The sequence below is a fragment of the Collimonas sp. genome (genome assembly GCF_039923675.1).
Lineage (GTDB): Bacteria > Pseudomonadota > Gammaproteobacteria > Burkholderiales > Burkholderiaceae_D > Collimonas.
The window spans coordinates 20523-40523 of the sequence record NZ_JBDTCG010000056.1; the positions used below are offsets into that span (position 1 = coordinate 20523).

The window sequence follows — 20001 nt, forward strand, 5'->3', positions numbered from 1 at the left end:
ACGCGCGCGCCCTGATTCTGTTTTTTGCCCATTTGACGGCGCAAAAAACGGGGCAGGGCGCGTCGCTTCGGTGGCTAGGTTAATGATGAGCGCCTTGCCGTCATTGTTTGTCTTCGCCGCACAGGATTTTCCGATGCGCGCAGGCAAAACCGATGATGAACCGACAAGGCGATAACGCTAAGGATGGAAAATGAGCAAACAATTTGATGTCGTTGTGATCGGTGGCGGTCCCGGCGGTTATATTGCAGCAATTCGTGCCGCACAACTGGGTTTCAGTACAGCATGTATCGATGAATGGAAAAACGCCAAGAACGGTCCTGCACCGGGCGGCACTTGCACCAACGTCGGTTGCATTCCTTCCAAGGCGCTGCTGCAATCGTCCGAGCATTTCGAACATGCCGGCCATTCGTTCGCCGAGCACGGCATCAATGTCAAGGGTTTGGAACTGAACCTGGGACAGATGCTGGCGCGCAAGGATGGCGTGGTCAAGCAGAACAACGAAGGTATCCTGTACCTGTTCAAGAAGAACAAGGTAACTTTTTTTCACGGCCGCGGTTCCTTCGTCAAGGGCGATGCCAACGCTTATGAAATCAAGGTTGCAGGCGCAACGGAAGAAACCATTACTGCCAAGCACATCGTGCTGGCGACCGGTTCCAACGCCCGTGAACTGCCAGGCGCGCCGTTTGATGAAAAACTGATCCTGTCGAATACCGGCGCGCTGGCAATTGATGCTGTTCCGGCTAAACTGGGTGTTATCGGCGCCGGCGTCATCGGCCTCGAAATGGGTAGCGTCTGGCGTCGCCTGGGTTCTGAAGTCAGCGTACTGGAAGCATTGCCGACTTTCCTCGGCGCAGTCGATGAACAGATCGCCAAGGAAGCCGGCAAGCTGTTCACCAAGCAAGGTTTGAAGGTCAGCCTGGGCGTCAAGATCGGCTCCATCACGACTGGCAAAAATGACGTCACGGTTGAATATGTCGACGCCACCGGCGCGGCACAAAAAGCCGTCTACGACAAGCTGATCATTTCGATCGGTCGTACGCCCAACACGATCGGCCTGAATGGCGAAGCAGTCGGCTTGCAACTGGACGAACGCGGTTTCATCGCGGTCGACGGCGATTGCAAGACCAACCTGCCGAACGTGTGGGCGGTGGGCGATGTGGTGCGCGGCCCGATGCTGGCGCACAAGGCTGAGGAAGAAGGCGTTGCGGTTGCCGAGCGTATTGCCGGGCAGCATGGCCATGTCAACTTCAACACGATTCCTTGGGTGATTTATACTTCACCTGAGATCGCCTGGGTTGGCAAGACAGAACAACAATTGAAGGCAGATGGGGTAGCATACAAGGCTGGCACCTTCCCGTTCCTGGCAAATGGCCGGGCGCGTGCCTTGGGCGATACTTCGGGTATGGTCAAGTTCCTGGCGGATGCCAAGACTGACGAGATCCTTGGCGTCCACATTGTTGGTCCAATGGCATCGGAATTGATTTCCGAAGCCGTGGTCGCGATGGAATTCCGCGCCTCTGCGGAAGATATCGCGCGTATCTGCCATGCGCATCCATCCTTGTCGGAAGCGACCAAGGAAGCTGCGCTGGCGGTCGACAAGCGGTCCCTGAACTTTTAAGAAAGAAGCAACATGCGCGTTCTGTTCCCGTCGCTGACTCTGATGTTAGGCGTTGCACTATCCGGCTGCGCCTCCATAGCGTCGGAGAACGGTCACGTGCTGATCGAAGCCACCTCTGACAGCCAGCAGTTGTCAGGCGCGCGCTGTATTGTCAAAACCGACAGCAGTCGCTGGAATGTGGTCACGCCGGGCGATGTCTTGATCGTGACCGCAGACGGCGACTTGCACGTGGTGTGCGACAAGCCTGGCTACCGTACCTCGGAAGTCGTGTACCGTGCGCCGCCCGGCCTGAATTCCCCTAGCGTCGGGATTGGCGCTTCGGGTGGCAGCGGCGGCATCGGCGCCTCCGGCATCGGCTTGGGAGCCAATCTACCGCTCAGCTTTGGCGGCAAGGAAAAAGCCTATCCGAGCCGGGTGCTGGTAGAGATGGGGCGATCATAGTTGCTTGGGATGTTGCTTGCGAGATTGCTTGGTGAGGTGGGTGAGCGAAAGCTCGCCCATTTTTATTTCCGCCGCTGCTTCGTTCCGTCTGGAATCACGAATATTATTTTTCTGTTAATGTTATCGCCGCCAAGGCGGCAACACAGAACGGATTGCGCTTCTCTGATCCGCTCTGCGAATTTTCGAACTGAATTTGAACTGAATTTCCAAGCGATATTGCCATGAATGTATTAGAGTTTTACGAACAGGCGCTGACCCAGCGCGGCTTCCAGGCCGACGACGCGCAACGGCGCGCTGTCGATCGCCTGCAGCAGTCTTACGATGAATGGGTTGACTATAAGGCGCAGCGTTCCAATTCTTTCAAGCGCCTGATCCACCGGCCGGACGTGCCGCGCGGCGTCTACATGTGGGGCGGCGTAGGGCGTGGCAAATCGTTTTTGATGGACAGCTTCTATTCCGTGGTGCCGGTGGTGCGTAAAACCCGCTTGCACTTCCATGAATTCATGCGCGCCGTGCATCGCCAGCTGGACGAACTCAAAGGCGTAGCCGACCCGCTCGATGAAGTCGCCAAGCGGGTCGCCAAGAAATATCGCCTGATCTGTTTTGACGAGTTCCATGTGTCCGATATCGCCGACGCCATGATTCTCTACAACCTGCTGAAAGCCTTGTTCGACAACGGCGTGTCGTTCGTCATGACTTCCAACTACGAGCCCGGCACCTTGTATCCGGACGGCTTGCACCGCGACCGCATGCTGCCGACCATCAAGCTGTTGCGGGATAACCTGGACGTCATGAACATCGACGCCGGCATCGATTATCGCAAGCGCGCGCTGGAGCAGGTGGAGAGCTATCATTCGCCGCTCAACGCCGATACCGACCGCGCCCTGCGCCACGCGTTTGCCGGCGTCGCCGAGACCGCCGACGAAGATCCGATGGTGGACATCGAAGCGCGTAAAATAAAGTCCCTGCGCCGTGCCGGCGGCGTGATCTGGTTCGATTTCAACACCTTGTGCGGCGGCCCGCGCTCGCAAAATGATTATCTCGAAATTGCCAGCCGCTTCCATACGGTGATATTGTCCGGTATCCCGCAGATGTCGGCGGCAATGTCGTCGGAAGCGCGCCGGTTTACCTGGTTGATCGATGTGTTCTATGATCACAAGATCAAGCTGATCATGTCGGCTGCCGTGGCGCCGGACGAGCTCTACACCCAGGGCATGCTGGCAAATGAGTTTCACCGCACCGTGTCGCGTATCATGGAGATGCAGTCGCGTGAGTATATGGATAGCGAACGGCGTGCCGAAGCCGATTCCATCGTCTGAGCGCAGCGGTGTCTGAACAGCAGTGTCTAAACAATGTATAGAAATGGATAGGTTCTAGTGGAATTTGCCTCTTTGATTTTGGCTCCCCGGCCACCTTCGCCGGCCCCGCGCCATTTGATGCTGGTGCTGGCGCTTGCCGCCGCGCTGTCGACCTGGTGCGCCGGTGCGCAGGCGGCGGATGCCGTCCCGCTCAAATCGGTCGCCGAACCGGCCTCAGAATTGACGGCGCGTTATCCGCTTGAGTCGCTCACATCCGTGGACGTCGCGAACAAGGCGCTGACCGATGTCGCCGATGCCAAGGCCGAAGTGGCTGCGCGTGATCTGGAACAACGGCGTGTCTGCTACGCCAAGTTTTTTGTCAATCACTGCCTCGACGCCGCCAAGGAACAGCGCCGGCTGGCGCTGAAGGCCATCCGTCCGGTCGACATTACAGCTAACGCCTTCTTGCGCAAGGATCGCGCCGATGAGCGCGACAAGGCGCTGGCGGTGCAAGATGCCCAGCATCCGGCCGAAGCCGCGCAGAAAGCCCAAGACCAGAAGGAAAAAGAATTGAGCAACGCCGACAAGGTCAAGCAGGGCGCTGCCAAAGACAAAGAAGTGGAAGCCAATACCCGCAAGCATCTGGGCGAGGCTGACAAGCGCGTGGCAGACCACAACGCACGCGTACTGAAGGGCCAGCAGGATGAAGCCGCCAAGGCCTCCCAACGTACAGCCAATGTAGCGTCGTTCGAGAAAAAGGCACAAGATTCGGCGGCGCGGCAGAAGGAAGTCGCAGCCAACAAGGCCGCCAAGGCCAAGGATCTGGCGGACAAGAAGGCGGCTGAAAAAGGAGTGCCTGCAACTACAGTGCCAGTTGTAACGCCACCGGCGCCTCCGGCTAGCGCGCCTGCTTCCCAGCCATAATCCATTTTTCCACGGCGCTATTTCTGACCGAGTCATTTTCGACCGGGCCATTCCCGCGAATGCGGGAATCCAACTTGCTCTCTAGAATGGATCCCCGCGTTCGCGGGGATGACGAAGCGCCGTAAGAGATGCCTGAACTTTACACCGCGCGGCGCATCTTCTTGACGGTGTAGCTCTGCGCTTCCTTAGGCAGCGCCACCAGCTTGACGATGGCGAACGTGCAATTGTCGGCAGCGTGGCCTTCGGCGCGCTTGCGGGTTTTGTTGATCAGCATTTCAGCCGCATCGCGCGGCTTGTTCATGGCGATCGCCGCACCCAGTTCATCTTCGGTGAAGTAATGCCACAACCCGTCCGAGCACAGCAGGAAGGCGTCGCCGGCCTTGAGGCCGGTATGGCGGCTGATGCTTACTTTCGGCGTGTCGGTGCTGGAACCCAGGGCGTTGAGCAGGATATTGGACAGGTTGTGCGATTTCGCTTCGTTGCGCGACAACTTGCCTTCGGCCACCAGTTTTTCGACATACGAATGGTCGATGGTGTGCTCGGCAAAATTCGGACCGTCGAAACGGTACAGGCGCGAATCGCCGACGTGGCCCCAGGTTGCCGTGCCATCCGGCGATAACACCAGGATCACCATCGTGGTATGCGGATCCTTGTCGTTGGAGAAGCCGCTCAGCTTGATGACGGTATGGGTTTCCAGCGCGATGTTATGCAACATGGCTTCGACACTGTCGATCAGCGGCGAGAAACCCTCGAATATCTGCTTGGCGGTGCAAATTACCTGCTCGGCGGCAAGGGCGCCGCCGCTGCGGCCACCCATGCCGTCCGCCAGCACCGCCATCATGTAACCCGGTGCTTTGGGGGCGGTAAATAATGCTGCACGGTCCTGCTGTTCCTGGCGGTCACCGATGTGCTGGCCGGTGCCGGCTTCGATCTTGTATTGGCTCATTCGTCTGGGTAGATTAAACTGCATCCTGTTCTAGGTAATTCCGGATTGGCCGGGCCTTGATCCGGCGTTAATGCGTCGCTGATCGTTGTTCATCACCACTCGCTTACCAGTTCAGTATGCAAGCAGTAAGAAGTTGATGGGAAATATTATACGCAGGAATGATTTTCAAGGTGTTTCCATATGTTAACATTTTCCAACGCCAGAAGCTGACCATGATCGATCGAGAAGACATCCTTCGCCGCATTATAGAACTCGAAGTCGAACATCGCGATCTCGATGCCGCCATTCATACCATGACGCAACAGGTCTTGCATGAGGAATTGCAGTTGCGGCGCCTGAAAAAGCGCAAATTACAACTTAAAGACCAGATCACGCTGTTAAGAATGCAATTAATTCCGGACATCCCTGCCTGAAAGCTCACTCTAAGGCTGGTACGATACATGTAAGTCCGTCTAGTCCGTCGATATCGCCATCCAACCCAGCCACCGCTTTATTTAAGTAAGTTACCTTGACCGAAGAACCATCCCCCCTTGCTGCCGAAATCGCCGTTGCCGCCGCAATCAATATCCCGGCGCCCGGCATCCACGATGCAGACCTTGACCGCTTGTTCGCCAGTACCGGCCCGCTGGGGCAGGCGGTCGGCGGCTTTCGTCCGCGCCAGGCGCAGACCGAGATGGCGAAAGCCATCGCCGAGGCCATCGCCCAGCAACGCACCCTGATTGCGGAAGCCGGCACCGGCACCGGCAAGACCTTCGCCTATCTGGTACCGGCCTTGCTGTGGGGCGGCAAGGTGATTGTCTCGACCGGCACCAAGAACCTGCAGGACCAGCTGTTCTTGCGCGATATCCCGACCGTGCGCAAGGCGCTCAGCGCACCGGTCTCGATAGCGCTGCTCAAGGGCCGCGCCAACTATGTCTGCCATTTCCATCTGGAGCGCACGCTGCAGAACGGCCGCATGACCTCGCGCGAGGATGTCGGTTACCTGCGCGAGATTTCGCGCTTCATGAAAACCACTTCCTCCGGCGACAAGGCAGAGTTGTCGCTGGTGCCGGAAACCGCGCCGATCTGGAACCTGGTGACCTCGACCCGCGACACCTGCATGGGCGCCGAGTGCCAGTACTACCAGGATTGTTTCGTCATGAAGGCGCGCAAGGAAGCGCAGCAGGCCGACGTGGTGGTGGTCAACCATCACCTGTTCTTCGCCGACGTAGCGCTGAAGGATACCGGCGTCGCCGAATTGCTGCCGTCGGCCAACACCATCATCTTCGATGAAGCGCACCAGTTGCCCGAAGTCGCCACTTTGTTCTTTGGCAATACCATCTCCACCTCGCAGATACTGGAGCTATGCCGCGACGTGCTGGCGGAAGGCTTGTCGCACGCGCGTGACGGCGCCGACTGGGGGCAAGTCGTGTTGCCGGTCGAAAAAGCCGCGCGCGACCTGCGCCTGGCATTTCCGCAAGACGTAGTGCGCTTGTCGGTCAACCAGATCGCTTCCTCCAGTATCTTTTTCCCGGCCCTGGAAACCCTGCGCACCCAGTTGCACGGCATGATTGCAGTCCTGGAAAAATCGGCGGAGCGGGCCGAAACCATCGAGCAATGCCGCACCCGCGCGGTTGAGCTCGGCTACAAGCTGGACGGCTGGAACAGCGCGCCGGGCGTCGCCAAGAAGCCCGGCAAAGCGGTGACGCCGGACGAGGATGAAGGCAGCGTGTTGTGGGTGGAAGCCTTTTCATCCTCGCTGCAACTGCACCAGACGCCTTTGTCGATCGCACCGATTTTCAACAAGCAGCGCGAAGGCGTGGCGCGCTCATGGATCTTTACCTCGGCGACGCTGGCGGTAAAGAACGATTTCCAGCACTACGCGGCGCAAATGGGCCTGGGCGACGAGCCGGCGCAATCCTGGCCTAGTCCCTTCGATTACGGTGAGCAAGGGCTGCTGTACGTACCGCAGAACCTGCCACAGCCGAATTCGCCGGACTATACCGATGCCGTGATCGATGCGGCGCTGCCGGTGATCGAAGCCTCGGGCGGCCGTGCTTTCCTGCTGTGCACGACCATCCGCGCGGTGAACCGTGCGGCGGAACGCTTGCGCGCCGAATTCGAAGCGCGCCATCTGGATTTTCCCTTGATGGTGCAAGGCGAAGCCGGCCGCACCGAGTTGCTGGACCGCTTCCGCGCCGCCGGCAATGCGGTGCTGATCGGCAGCCAGAGTTTCTGGGAAGGCGTCGATGTGCGCGGCGAAGCCTTGTCGCTGGTAATTATCGACAAGCTGCCATTCTCGCCGCCGGATGATCCGGTGCTGGCGGCCCGCATCGAAGCGCTGGAATCCAAGGGCATGAACGGCTTCATGCATCATCAACTGCCAGCCGCCATCATCAATCTCAAGCAGGGCGCCGGACGTCTGATCCGCGATGAAAGCGATCGCGGGGTCCTGATGATTTGCGATCCGCGCTTGATTTCCAAGGGCTACGGCCGCCGCATCTGGCAGAGCCTGCCGCCATTCAAGCGCACCCGCGAGCTGGAAGCAGTGAAGGCTTTCTGGCATGGAGACGCCGTTGCCGAATAAGTTGCCGGATAACTGGCATTATCGATGCTGGCGCGATCACGGCTGATCGGCTAAGCTGGGCTGAGTACGGCCTCTGCGGCTTGTCATCAACATGTAATAATCCGTCTCTATTGTCGCAGCTTGCATTTAGTGTGGTGATTTACACTGGGAAGCGCCGTGCCCGACAGTCGAGCCGGTTTTTGTCGAACGTTCGTTTGGATAAAGGTAAGCAATGTTTGCAGCAGTGGATTTGGGGTCCAACAGTTTTCGTTTGCATATCGGCAAATACAATGGTGATGCGATTCGCGTCATCAAGAGTGCGCGCGACCCGATCCGCCTGGCTGCCGGGCTCGACAGCAAGGGTTACCTTACTGAACAGGCGATGCAGGTCGCGCTCGATTCATTGGCGCGCTTCCGCAGTATCCTGGCTGACTATCAACTGGAAGCGGTGCGCGTGGTCGCCACCAATACGCTACGGGTGGCCAAGAACGCCGCCGAATTCCTGCCCATCGCCGAACAGGTGATCGGCTACCCGATTGAAATCATTTCAGGCGAAGAAGAAGGCCGCCTGATCTACATGGGCGTCGCCAGCATGCTGCGCCTGCCCAACGAAAAGCGGCTGGTGCTGGACATCGGCGGCGGTTCCACTGAGCTGATCCTGGGCCGCGGCCAGCAGATCGAACGGGTGGAATCGTTCGGTATCGGCACCGTCAACCAGAGCCTGGCGTTTTTCGCCGACGGCCAGATTACCGCCGAAGCCTACGATGCTGCGGTGCTGTCCGCTCGCAGCCATTTCGAAGACGCTGCGCCGCCGTACCGGCCGCAGAACTGGAGTCACGCCTACGGCTCTTCCGGCACTATCCGGGCGATTGCCGAAACCATCGAAAAAAACAACCTGGGCGACCATCGCCTGTCATATACCAGCATGGAAGCCTTGCGCGCGCGCTTCGTCGAGTTCGGCCATGTCAGCCGCATCGACCTGCTCGGCATGAAGCCGGATCGCGCCGCGGTCATGGTCGGCGGCCTGGCGGTGCTGATCGGCCTGATGCAAGAGCTGGGCATCGAAGTGATCCAGCCGATCGAAGCCGGCTTGCGCATGGGCGTTATGTGGGACTTGCAACTGCGCGGTACGCGGCTGGACCGGCGCGACCAGTCGGTGCACGATTTCTCGCAGCGCTTTCACGTCGACCAGCTGCGCGCCAGCCGGGTTGCCGAAACGGCAACCTCATTATTCGAAATGCTCAAGCCGACCAACGACGGCTTGAGCCAGTATTTGCACTGGAGCGCCTTGCTGCACGAAGTCGGGCTGGTGGTGTCGCAAAGCGGCTATCACAAGCATGCCGCCTACCTGATCGAAAATGCCGACCTGTCCGGTTTCACCACGCGTGAACAACGGGCGATGAGCATGCTGATCCTTGGCCAGAAAGGTAACCTGCGCAAGATCAGCGATGCCTTGCTCGATCCGGATTTCTCGAAGGCGGTGCTGGCCCTGCGCCTGGCCGTCATGTTCCTGCATTCGCGCATAGAAATCGATCTGGATGAGCTGCGCCTGAAAATGAAGAGCAAGATCGAGCTCGACATCAAACGCGACTGGATCGAGGATCATCCTACCGCAACCTACTGGATGACCAAGGAGCAGGACTGGTGGCGCGAGATTGGCGTCGAATTTGCCATCCGCAGGACCTGAGCGCTTATCTCTTTCCTCTATGCGTTGTTACAACCATCAATTACGCCGGCTTCATCAGAGCCGGCGTTGTCTTTTTCTGATCCTGTTTTCATCTTATTTCGCAACCTGAGCTGAATTTCGTGCCGCAAATTCGCGTGCGCAGGTTTGTGCTGTGTCTTGTCTTGTCTTGTCTTGTGCTGTGTTGCAGCACGAATTGCCCATCCCGTTAAATTTCCCTTGTAAAACCGCATGCTGCGACGCGGTATTCTGGACTTTTTTGGGCATATTTATAACAATTAAAAGCAAAAAAGTATCGGTTTACCTCGGTATTTGTAGTGGCGGCCATTTCTGCCAGCACCTATATTGATCAAAACCAGAAACACATAAAGTTGTTACTGCGAGATGACGAAGGAGCAGACGGGCGTTTGCGCCAAGTCCCGACCCGCTTGCCAAGAACAACAAAAAGGAGACAAGGCACATGATTCACAATCCCGATCTGGAGCTGGTCGACGTTCGCCAGGACGAGTCCTTTACGGTCTGGTCGCATGGCTATCCTTACCGCACGGTGCGCTGGCATTTCCATCCCGAATATGAGATCCAGTTGATCACGGCTACCTCCGGCAAATATTTTGTCGGCGATTTCATCGGCAATTTCGAGCCGGGCAATCTGGTGCTGCTGGGCCCGAACCTGCCACACAACTGGGTCAGCGAGATGGCGCAGGATGAATCCGTGGCTGAGCGTGGACTGATCATCCAGTTTTCCGCCGATTTCATTGCCAACACCATGCGCGCCTTTCCCAAGTTGAAATCCCTGCAGAACCTGCTGGCGGAAGCGCAGGGCGGTCAGTTGTTTTCTGCGGCCGCCGGACAGCTGGTGGCGCCGATATTCCGCGAGCTGTTGAACGCCAGGGGATTCCGCCGGGTCCGGTTGTTCCTGTCCCTGCTGGATTGCCTGGTCAAGGACGGCGAGCGCAGCCAGCTGGCCAGTCCCGGCTACATGCCTGATGCCCTGGCCTACATGTCCTCGACCTTTAACCATGTGCTGGCTTACATCGGCGAAAACCTGGCGACCGACTTGCGCGAAGCCACCCTGGCAGAGCTGTGCAAGCACAGCGTGAGCACTTTTTCGCGCGCATTCCGCAAGCACACCGGCATGTCCTTCGTGCAGTACGTGAACCGGCTGCGCATCAACGTCGCCTGCGAAATGCTGATAGATGGCGACGCCGGCATTACCGATATCTGCTTCCTGGTCGGCTTTAACAACGTCTCCAATTTCAATCGCCAGTTCCTGGAGCAAAAAGGGGTGTCGCCGTCCAGGTTCCGGAAATACCAGGAGCTCAATATGTCCTCGCGCAACATGACAGCGACGGATCAGGCGATGAGCGTCCCCGCATAGAAAATTTCAATGTTTCACCGGTAGCAAGTTGTAGTCGGCTGTTAGCCGAGGGATAGTTTCGTCCAAATAAAAAACCATGGAGATAACAATGATTGATCAGTTCAAGATAGCCCGCTTCGCCGCCTGCATTCTCGGCGCCACCTTATTGGCCGGCATGGCGCAGGCAGCGCCGCTGAAGATAGGCATGTCGTTCCAGGAAATCAACAACCCGTATTTCGTCACGATGAAGCAAGCTCTGGAAGAGGCGGCGGCATCGATAGGCGCGACCGTCATCGTGACCGACGCCCGTCACGATGTCTCGAAACAGACCAGCGACGTTGAAGACATGGTGCAAAAGAAAATCGATATCTTGCTGCTCAACCCTACCGACTCGGTGGGGATCCAGTCCGCCGTCAAGTCCGCCAAGGCCAAAGGCGTGGTGGTGGTCACGGTCGACGCCAACGCGCAAGGGCCGGTGGATTCCTTCGTGGGTTCGAAGAATTTCGATGCCGGCCAATTGGCGTGCACTTACCTGGCGAATGACTTGAAAGGCCAGGGCGATGTGGCGATCCTGGATGGCATCGCGGTGGTGCCGATCCTGGAGCGGGTGCGTGGCTGCAAGGATGCGCTGGCAAAATTCCCGGGAATCAAGATCGTCACTACCCAAAACGGCAAGCAGGAGCGCGACCAGGCTTTGACCGTGACGGAAAACATTTTGCAAGCCAATCCCAAACTCAAAGGCATGTTCAGCGTCAACGACACCGGCTCCCTCGGCGCCTTGTCGGCCATCGAATCTTCCGGCAAGGATGTCAAGCTGGTGAGCGTGGACGGTGCGCCGGATGCGATCAAGGCGATCCTCAAGAAAGACTCGAAATTCATCGCCACCGCGGCCCAGTACCCGCGCGACCAGATACGGCTGGCGCTGGGCGTGGCGCTGGCGAAGAAGTGGGGCGCCAACGTGCCGGCGACGATTCCGGTCGACGTCAAGCTGATCGACAAAAAACTGGCATCGGGTTTCAGCTGGTAGGTCTGGATTAAAAGATGCAGGTCGCAGGACCTGCATCCACGAATGTCGGGGAATTATGAAAACACTCTTGCAGCTGGAAGGCATCTCCAAGAAATTTGGCGTGGTCAATGCCTTGAGCAATATCGACCTGTCGGTGGAACGCGGTGAAATCCACGCGCTGCTGGGCGAAAACGGCGCCGGTAAATCGACCTTGATGAAAATCCTGAGCGGCGTTCACCGTCCCGACAGCGGCCGCATCGTTATCGATGGCGAGGAACGCCGGTTCGCCGGCTATAACGATGCGGTTGCCGCAGGCATCGCCATTATCTTCCAGGAATTCAATCTGATTCCTTACCTGAACGCCGTCGAGAATATCTTCCTGGGAAGGGAAATGACCAACCGTTTCGGCCTGTTGTCGAAAAGCGCAATGAAAAGAAAGGCGCAAGATATTTTCGACAAGCTGGAGATCGGGATCGACCTGTCGCTGGAAGTCAGCCGGCTGACCTCGGCGCAGCAGCAGTTTGTCGAAATCGGCAAAGCCCTGTTGCTGGACGCCCGCATCCTGATCCTGGACGAGCCGACCGCAACCCTGACGCCAAACGAAGCCGAACACCTGTTCAAGATCATGCGCGATCTGCGTCAGCGCGATGTGGCGATGATTTTCATCTCGCATCACATGGAAGAAATCTTCCAGGTATGCGACCGCATCACGGTATTGCGCGACGGCGCCAATGCCGGCGAGGCGCGGGCGGATGTGGTGACAGAAGCCGCCTTGGTGGAAATGATGGTGGGACGCAAGCTGGAACACAATTTCCCGCCGAAACCGGCGCGGGCATCAACGGCGGCCGGCCAGATTGTGCTGGAAGTGGCGGCAATCCAGATCAGCCGCCATGGCTCGCTGAACAGCTTTGATTTGCGCGCTGGCGAAATTCTCGGCTTTGCCGGGCTGGTAGGTTCCGGCCGTACCGAGCTGGCGCTGGCGGTCATCGGCGCCAATCCCAGTTATCGCAAGGAGGTCAAAGTGAACGGCGTAGCGGCCCGGTTGCGCGATACCGCCGACGCGCTGGCGCTAGGAATCGGGTTGCTGCCGGAGAGCCGCAAGACCGAAGGGCTGATCCTGGATTTCAGCGTCAAGGACAATATGTCAATCAATAATCTCGGTAAGTACACCGGCAGCGGCGGTGCATGGATCAACCGCATGGAGGAATTGAAAACCTCCAACCAGATGATCCGCAAGGTCGGCGTCAAGACCCCGGATGCCTTGACCCGTGTCGGCAACCTCAGTGGCGGTAACCAGCAGAAAGTGGTGCTGGCGCGCTGGCTGAATCATCATTGCAAGATCCTTATTTTCGATGAACCGACGCGCGGCATCGACGTCGGCGCCAAGGCGGAAATCTATAGCCTGATGCGCGAACTGACCGCCGGCGGCTACGCGATCATCATGATTTCGTCCGAGTTGCCGGAAATTGTCGGCATGTGCGACCGGGTGGCGGTGTTCTGCCAGGGCGCGATCGTGGCCATTCTTGAAGACAGTGCAATTAACGCGAATGAGGTAATGCGACATGCAACCACTAGTCCAAAACATGCAGCTGCCTAGGGCGGGTAGCCGCTTCAGGCTGGTCTTGTCGCGCTTTCTGCCGGGGCCGATACTGTTTCCGCTGATCGGCCTGATCGTGGTTTGTCTTGCCATGATCGTCACCACCGATACCTTTCTGTCGGTCGACAACCTGGTCAATGTCGGCCGCCAGGTATCGATCAACGCCATTATCGCGGTCGGCATGACCTGCGTGATCCTGAGCGGCGGCATCGACCTGTCGGTGGGCTCGGTGATGGCGCTGTCCGGCACCCTGATCGCGGGTCTGATGATCGCCGGCGTGCCGGCGCCGCTGGCAATCTTGCTGGGACTGCTGGCCGGAGTGGCGTGCGGCGTCGCCAACGGTTTCTTTGTCGCCTATACCAAGATGCCGCCGATTATCGTCACCCTGGCCACCATGGGCATTGCGCGCGGCATGGCGCTGATCTACACCGGTGGTTATCCGATCGACGGCTTGCCGGACTGGTTCGAGATTTTCGGACGCGGCCATGTGCTCGGCATGCAAACACCGATCGTGGTGATGCTGCTGGTGTTCGCGATCGCCTATGTCTTGCTCGACCGCACCCCGATCGGGCGCTATATCTATGCCATCGGCGGCAATGAAGAAGCCACTCGCCTGAGCGGAATCCGGATCGCGCGCTACAAGCTGCTGGTGTATGCGATCAGCGGTTTCACCGCGGCGGTGGCCGGGCTGGTGCTGACCTCGCGCCTGATGAGCGGCCAGCCGAACTCCGGCATTTCATTCGAGCTGGACGCAATTGCCGCGGTGGTGATGGGAGGCACTTCGATTGCCGGCGGCCGCGGCTCGATTATCGGCACCCTGATTGGCGCACTGATGCTGGGCGTGCTGAACAACGGCCTGAACATGATGGGCGTCTCGCCGTATCTGCAAAACATCGTCAAGGGCGTAATCATCTTGCTAGCGATTTATATCAGCCGCGAGCGGGGTCGCAGCGGCTAGCAACGAATATTCACCATTCCGCAGCGAACCGGGCCTGCATCGCGCCGTCCCGGCGGGAGGCGTACGCCCGGTCGTAGCATTCGACATTGTTTCATTGACTAAAAAAGGAACCCCATGCAATACGCCAAACTGGACATGCAAGCCGTGGTCTGCCACGGTCCGAAAGATTACCGCTTGCAAAACATCGCACGGCCGCTGGCCCGGCGCAACGAGCTGGTGATCAAGATCGCCGCGTGCGGCATCTGCGCCAGCGACTGCAAATGCCACTCCGGCGCCGCCATGTTCTGGGGCGGCGAGGGTCAGGAATCCTGGGTCAAGCCGCCGGTGGTGGCGGGCCATGAATTCTTTGGCTATGTGGCTGAAGTGGGCGAGGGCGCGGACGAACATTTCGGCGTCAAGGTCGGCGACAGGGTCATCGCTGAACAGATCGTCCCTTGCGGGAAGTGCCGTTTTTGCACCTCCGGCAAATACTGGATGTGCGAAGTCCACAACATCTTCGGCTTCCAGCGCGAAGTGGCGGATGGCGGCATGGCGGAATACATGCGCATCCCGTCAAACGCCATAGTGCACAAGATCCCGGACGGCATCACGCTGGAAGATGCTGCCATTATCGAGCCGCTGTCGTGCGCGATTCATACGGTCAATCGCGGCGAAGTACAGTTGGATGATGTGGTGGTGATCGCCGGCGCCGGTCCGCTCGGCTTGTTCATGGTGCAGGTGGCGAAGCTGAAGACGCCGAAGAAGCTGGTAGTGATCGACCTGGTCCCGGAGCGTCTGGAACTGGCGCTGAAGATGGGCGCGGATGTGGCGATCGATCCCGCCAGGGAAGATGCCAAGGCAGTGGTGGATGCGCTGACAGGAGGCTATGGCTGCGATGTCTATATCGAAACCACCGGCGTGCCGATGGGCGTGACGCAAGGCTTGCACCTGATCCGCAAACTCGGACGCTTTGTCGAGTTCAGCGTCTTCGGCAAGGAAACCAGCGCCGACTGGTCGATCATCGGCGACCGCAAGGAGCTGGACGTGCGCGGTGCCCATCTTGGACCATACTGCTATCCGATCGCCATCGATCTGCTGGCGCGCGGGCTGGTGACATCGAAAGGCATCGTTACCCACGATTTCCCGCTGGAGAAATGGGAAGAAGCCTTCGCGCTGGCGAATTCTGTAGACTCGATCAAAGTGCTGTTGAAGCCCGCAGAGACAGAAACGGAGCGTTGAGGTCACCATGAAATATGTCATCGGCGTCGACATCGGCACGCAAAGCACCAAAGCGTTGCTGGTGGATGCGAACGGACGGATTATTGCGCAGCACAGCCGCAGCTACCAGGTCGATACACCCAAGCCTCTGTGGGCCGAGCAATGGCCGGCAGTCTGGTTTGACGCGGTACGCGCATGCATCGCGCGGTGTGTGCAGCAGGCGGCGGCGCTGGATTTTGCCGCGCAAGATGTGGCCGCCGTATGTGTGAGCAGCCTGTACGGCGGCTCCGGCATCGCGGTCGATACCGACATGCAGCCCTTGCATCCATGCCTGATCTGGATGGACCGGCGCGCCGGCGAGGAGGTTGCCTGGATCAACGCCAATCTCGATGTCGACCGTTTACGCACCCTTAGCGGCAACGGCATCGACAGTTATTACGGCTATACCAAGATGCTCTGGATCAAACGCCAGCGGCCCGAGGTCTGGGCCAAAACCCGCTATTTTTTGCCACCCAACAGTTACGTCAATTATTTGCTGACCGGGGAAATTGCGGTCGACCATAGCTCCGCCGGCAACATCGGCGGCGTCTACGATATCGCCGCGCGCCGCTGGTGCCCGGAGACGCTGGAGATGCTCGGCATCCCGCCGGCAATGATGCCGCCGCGCTTGCTGCAATCGAGTGAGGTGGTGGGCGGTTTGCTGGCCGAATGGGGGCAAGAATTCGGCCTGTCGCCCGGTACCGCGGTGATCGCTGGCGGCGTCGATGCTGCGGTGGCGACGCTGGCGGCCGGCGCGGTCAAGGAGGGCAATCACGTGGCGATGATAGGCACCAGCATGTGCTGGGGCTACCTCAACCAGCAATGCGACCCCGGCCACGGCCTGATCAGCATGCCGCACGTGTTCAACGGCTTGCAGGATAACTATATTTTTGGCGGCGCCATTACCGCCGGCGCTTCGGTCAGCTGGTTTCGCGAGCAATTTTGCCAGGCCGAGATCGCCGAAGCCGGCTGCCAGCAAATCGATCCGCATCAGCTGCTGGAGAAGCGTGCGGCCGACATTGCCGCCGGCTGCGATGGCGTCCTGTTTTTGCCGTATCTGATGGGCGAGCGTAGTCCGGTATGGGATGCCGCCGCCAGCGGCGCCTTTGTCGGCCTGAGCCTGTATCACAGCAGGGCACATCTGTATCGCGCCGTGCTGGAGGGCGTGAGCTTCGCGCTCAAGCACAATATGGACGCCGGCGCCAAGGGCGCTCGGTTTCTCGATGGGCGGCTGGTGGTGGTGGGCGGCGCCAGCCATTCCGATCTGTGGATGCAGATTATCGCGGACGTGACCGGCTACCCGGTGTTCACCATCGAAGAAAACGTCGAAGCCGCGCTGGGCGCGGCCATGCTGGCAGCATTCGGCGCGGGCCTGATCGGCGGCGCCGAGATCGAGCGCGGCTGGGTCACGCTTGTCCCGCGCGCCAGTCCCAAGCCGGAAAACCGGCAGCGCTATGCCGACCGCTTTGAAATCTATCGTGCGCTGTATCCGGCGCTGAAGCCGATCATGCATAAATTGCAAGCCGGTTAACTTTTATCACTCATGAAAATGCATTCAACTCCTTACGAACTGGGCGGCAAAAAAATCATGGTGACCGGCGCCACCAGCGGCATCGGTGAAGTCATCGCACAATTATTGCGCCGCTGCGGCGCGCAGGTGCTGGCGATTGGGCAGAACCGGAACAAGCTGGATCAGCTCGTCACTCTCCATGGCTGCGTAGCTTTAGCGCTGGATGTCGCCGATAGTGCTGCGGTGGAAAAGGAATTGGCCTCGTCCCACGGCCTGGACGGGCTGGTCAACTGTTCTGGCATCTCGATCCTCGAATCCTGTCTGGCGCTGAATGCCGACAGCTTCGATCGCGTGATGGCGGTCAATGCGCGTGGCGCCGCGATGGTCTCGCGTTACGTGGCGCAGCACATGATTGCGGAGCGACGTCAAGGCAGCATCGTCAATGTGTCCAGCCAGGCTTCGCTGGTGGCGCTAGAAGATCATCTGGCCTATTGCGCCTCCAAAGCTGCGCTGGACGCCATCACACGCGCCATGTGCCTGGAACTGGGGCCGCTGGGCATAAGAGTCAACAGCGTCAATCCGACAGTGACCTTGACGCCGATGGCGGCGCAAGCCTGGGGCGATCCGGAAAAAAGCGGGCCGGTGTTGCAAGCGATCCCCTTGCGCCGTTTTGCCAGGCCGGAGGAGGTGGCCTGGCCGGTGATGTTCCTGCTGAGCGCGGCAGCTTCGATGATCAGCGGCGTCTGCCTGCCGGTCGATGGCGGCTACACTTGCCGCTGACCGCATCTATGACCAGGATATATATTTAGTAGGTCAGTCCGCTGGCTTTGTTGAACAGGGCGATGTCGACATAGTTGGAAAGGTGATTGCTGTTGGCAGTTTCGCCGACCATATAGCCGCCGATATCGAAGCCGCCGCCGGGAATGGCGTATTCCGGCTGGCCTGCCACACGTTTTCCCGGCTGCAGCAGGCGGACCCAGGATTTGGCTGCCGCAAAGCCTTCCAGCGTCAAGGCCGATACCGGCTCGTCGCGATATTTACGCATCATGTTCAGGTGTTCCAACTGGATCGGCGAGCTGCCGAGGCCGGGATTCGGCACCACTTGCGAAAACACGGTCCACTCGACCGCTTTGCCGCCGGCCAGCTGGCGCAAGGTCGTCAGGTTGGTGAGGGAAGAGCCGGCGACAAAAGTCTGCGGCGCCAGCTTGCGGAATTCTTTCAGGAACACCCCGGCGTTCACGGTGTCGGCAACCATGATTACAAAGCCTGGCTTGGCCGCAGCCAAGGCCGCAGTTTCACGGCTGAGTTGTTTCTGGTCATTGGTCAGGTGCACGGTGCCGCTGAGCTTGATGCCGCTTTCCTTCATCTGTTCCAGCAGGCGCTGGTAAGCATCGGCGGTGCCGGCCGACTCCTGGTAGACAATCCCGATATCCTTGATCCCGAGTTTGTCGAAGTGGGAAAATATATGACGGATTTCTTGCTGATAGCTAGGCCGCCAGAAAAGAATTTTGGCGTCTTTCTGATAATCGGCGCCGGCCAGCGGCGCGTACAGGGTCAAACCGCTGCGCTTGAAATCGCCTGAATTCAGCACCGCCCGGGTGACTTCGTCGCCGACGCCGCCGAAAAGATAAGAAACGTGGGCCTGCCCGATCAGCTCGGCCACCGCCTTGACTGACTGGTCGGCCTGGCCGCGATCGTCGCGCACCAGATACTGGATGCGGCGGCCGTTGATGCCGCCTTTTGTATTCAGGACGTCGAAATAGGTCTTGATCCCCGCTGCGTAATCGCGCCCCAGGTCGGCATTCGGTCCGGACAGGTCGATGGCCTGGCCGACCACGATTTCATCGGCGGCGGCATGCGTCAGCAGCGGCAGGCACAAGACAAAACCAGCCAGGCACTTGCGCAAAATGCGTTTCAAGTTTAAGTTCATCAAAAAAGTGGAAATATGGTGGCGGAGGAGTCGCAGTGTCCTTGTTTAATATGACAGCTTGATGAAATTGTCGTGTTGGCTGGCCTGAAAATGTCACTCTTGGTTACATTGTTAATCAAGCTGCTCTTGCTGAAACACAAAGAATTGTATATATTATTTATACGATTTATTAATGGAGAATTGAATGGTTGCCAGTAAAATTGTGAAACGTGCAGTGAAAAAACCTGTAGTTGCAGTCAGAGCGGCTGCCAAAGCCAAACCGGCGGCGCGGCCTGCAGTCAAAGCCAGCCCGAAGGCGGCGCCAGCAGTCAAGGCCGCAGTAAAGCCTGCGGTGAAAGTGCCAGCCAAGCGGGGGCCGAAGCCGGCGCCTAAGTTGCCAGCCCAGCCGGAACTGAAGGCGATTCCAAAGCCGTTGATCGCCACCAAGCCACTCGCCGTCAAACCGGCGCCAAGCCTGAAGTCTTTGCCGGATGCCAAGGCCAAAGTCAAAAAAGCCAAGCTGGTGCGTGACAGTTTCACCATGCCGGCCGACGAGTATCAGGTCCTGGCCGACGTCAAGAAGACTTTCCTGAAGGCTGGTCTGGAAGTGAAGAAGAGCGAATTGCTGCGCGTCGGCGTTGCCCTGATCCGCGAACTGGATCTGGCAAACCTGAAGCTGGCAGTGGCAAGTTTGCCGCCAGTGAAGGCCGGCCGTCCGAAAAAAGAAAAATAGGCCTGGGCGTGGCGTGAGGCTTCGATAGTCGTGGCTTCTGCTGCGATTTGCGTAAAGACTGTCCGTCAAAAACACGAAAAGCACGAAATATTCCTTGGAGTATTTTCGTGCTTTTCGTGTTTTCTATGGATGAAAATTGTATTTTAGTCACTGTTGCAATGTCATAAAACCGAAATAAACTTGTCATTTTCTTGAAGTAATCGGCAGTTAGGCTTGTCATCGTCACAATCTGAAAGGAC

General features: G+C 58.5%; 17 protein-coding genes. 15 read left to right on the top strand and 2 right to left on the bottom strand.

Annotated features, from left to right (window positions below; translation table 11 throughout):
* Window positions 1-190 precede the first annotated feature (190 nt).
* From lpdA to ABI171_RS11430, 4 genes are all read left to right on the top strand, one after another.
* Window positions 191-1618, top strand: a complete 1428-nt coding sequence (lpdA, locus tag ABI171_RS11415; RefSeq protein ID WP_348092682.1) for a dihydrolipoyl dehydrogenase — start codon at window positions 191-193, stop codon at window positions 1616-1618.
* A 12-nt stretch (window positions 1619-1630) separates the two neighbouring features.
* The gene (locus ABI171_RS11420) at window positions 1631-2059 is read left to right on the top strand and encodes a hypothetical protein (RefSeq protein WP_348092683.1); all 429 of its coding nucleotides are present in this window, start codon (window positions 1631-1633) and stop codon (window positions 2057-2059) included.
* Between the two features lie 221 nt (window positions 2060-2280).
* A complete protein-coding gene (zapE, locus tag ABI171_RS11425) occupies window positions 2281-3378 on the top strand; it encodes a cell division protein ZapE (RefSeq protein WP_348092684.1) in 1098 nt (365 codons plus the stop codon).
* 57 nt (window positions 3379-3435) lie between these two features.
* Window positions 3436-4281, top strand: coding sequence for a hypothetical protein (locus ABI171_RS11430; protein WP_348092685.1), 846 nt, complete (start codon window positions 3436-3438; stop codon window positions 4279-4281).
* 139 nt (window positions 4282-4420) lie between these two features.
* Here the strand turns inward: ABI171_RS11430 and ABI171_RS11435 are convergent, their stop codons facing one another.
* Entirely contained in the window at window positions 4421-5227 is an 807-nt protein-coding gene (locus tag ABI171_RS11435; RefSeq protein ID WP_348092686.1) for a protein phosphatase 2C domain-containing protein, read from the bottom strand.
* Between the two features lie 212 nt (window positions 5228-5439).
* Between ABI171_RS11435 and ABI171_RS11440 the strand changes: the two genes are divergently transcribed.
* The 10 genes from ABI171_RS11440 to ABI171_RS11485 all read left to right on the top strand — a co-directional run bounded on the left by ABI171_RS11440 (window position 5440) and on the right by ABI171_RS11485 (window position 17900).
* On the top strand, window positions 5440-5640 hold the full coding sequence (locus ABI171_RS11440; protein WP_348092687.1) for a DUF465 domain-containing protein: 201 nt from the start codon (window positions 5440-5442) through the stop codon (window positions 5638-5640).
* 128 nt (window positions 5641-5768) lie between these two features.
* Window positions 5769-7793: an ATP-dependent DNA helicase gene (locus ABI171_RS11445; RefSeq protein WP_348092961.1), complete on the top strand. Its 2025-nt coding sequence runs from the start codon at window positions 5769-5771 to the stop codon at window positions 7791-7793.
* Window positions 7794-8004: 211 nt separating this feature from the next.
* Window positions 8005-9459: a Ppx/GppA phosphatase family protein gene (locus tag ABI171_RS11450; protein ID WP_348092688.1), complete on the top strand. Its 1455-nt coding sequence runs from the start codon at window positions 8005-8007 to the stop codon at window positions 9457-9459.
* Window positions 9460-9916: 457 nt separating this feature from the next.
* Window positions 9917-10834, top strand: coding sequence for an AraC family transcriptional regulator (locus ABI171_RS11455; RefSeq protein WP_348092689.1), 918 nt, complete (start codon window positions 9917-9919; stop codon window positions 10832-10834).
* Window positions 10835-10922: 88 nt separating this feature from the next.
* Window positions 10923-11840 carry an ABC transporter substrate-binding protein gene (locus ABI171_RS11460; protein WP_348092690.1) on the top strand — a complete coding sequence of 306 codons (918 nt, stop codon included), beginning with the start codon at window positions 10923-10925 and terminating at the stop codon, window positions 11838-11840.
* Window positions 11841-11895: 55 nt separating this feature from the next.
* The gene (locus ABI171_RS11465; RefSeq protein ID WP_348092691.1) at window positions 11896-13416 is read left to right on the top strand and encodes a sugar ABC transporter ATP-binding protein; all 1521 of its coding nucleotides are present in this window, start codon (window positions 11896-11898) and stop codon (window positions 13414-13416) included.
* Entirely contained in the window at window positions 13382-14374 is a 993-nt protein-coding gene (locus ABI171_RS11470; RefSeq protein WP_348092692.1) for a ribose ABC transporter permease, read from the top strand. Before ABI171_RS11465 ends, ABI171_RS11470 begins: the two co-directional genes overlap by 35 nt.
* Before the next feature lie 114 nt (window positions 14375-14488).
* Window positions 14489-15592: an alcohol dehydrogenase catalytic domain-containing protein gene (locus ABI171_RS11475; RefSeq protein ID WP_348092693.1), complete on the top strand. Its 1104-nt coding sequence runs from the start codon at window positions 14489-14491 to the stop codon at window positions 15590-15592.
* Window positions 15593-15599: 7 nt separating this feature from the next.
* Window positions 15600-17141 carry an FGGY-family carbohydrate kinase gene (locus ABI171_RS11480; protein ID WP_348092694.1) on the top strand — a complete coding sequence of 514 codons (1542 nt, stop codon included), beginning with the start codon at window positions 15600-15602 and terminating at the stop codon, window positions 17139-17141.
* An 18-nt stretch (window positions 17142-17159) separates the two neighbouring features.
* On the top strand, window positions 17160-17900 hold the full coding sequence (locus ABI171_RS11485) for an SDR family oxidoreductase (protein WP_348092962.1): 741 nt from the start codon (window positions 17160-17162) through the stop codon (window positions 17898-17900).
* 25 nt (window positions 17901-17925) lie between these two features.
* Here the strand turns inward: ABI171_RS11485 and ABI171_RS11490 are convergent, their stop codons facing one another.
* Complete coding sequence (locus ABI171_RS11490) at window positions 17926-19038, bottom strand: ABC transporter substrate-binding protein (protein ID WP_348092695.1); 1113 nt, start codon at window positions 19036-19038, stop codon at window positions 17926-17928.
* Window positions 19039-19234: 196 nt separating this feature from the next.
* On the opposite strand from ABI171_RS11490, the gene ABI171_RS11495 reads away from it, so the two are divergent.
* Window positions 19235-19762, top strand: a complete 528-nt coding sequence (locus ABI171_RS11495) for a hypothetical protein (RefSeq protein WP_348092696.1) — start codon at window positions 19235-19237, stop codon at window positions 19760-19762.
* The last annotated feature ends 239 nt before the right edge of the window (window positions 19763-20001 follow it).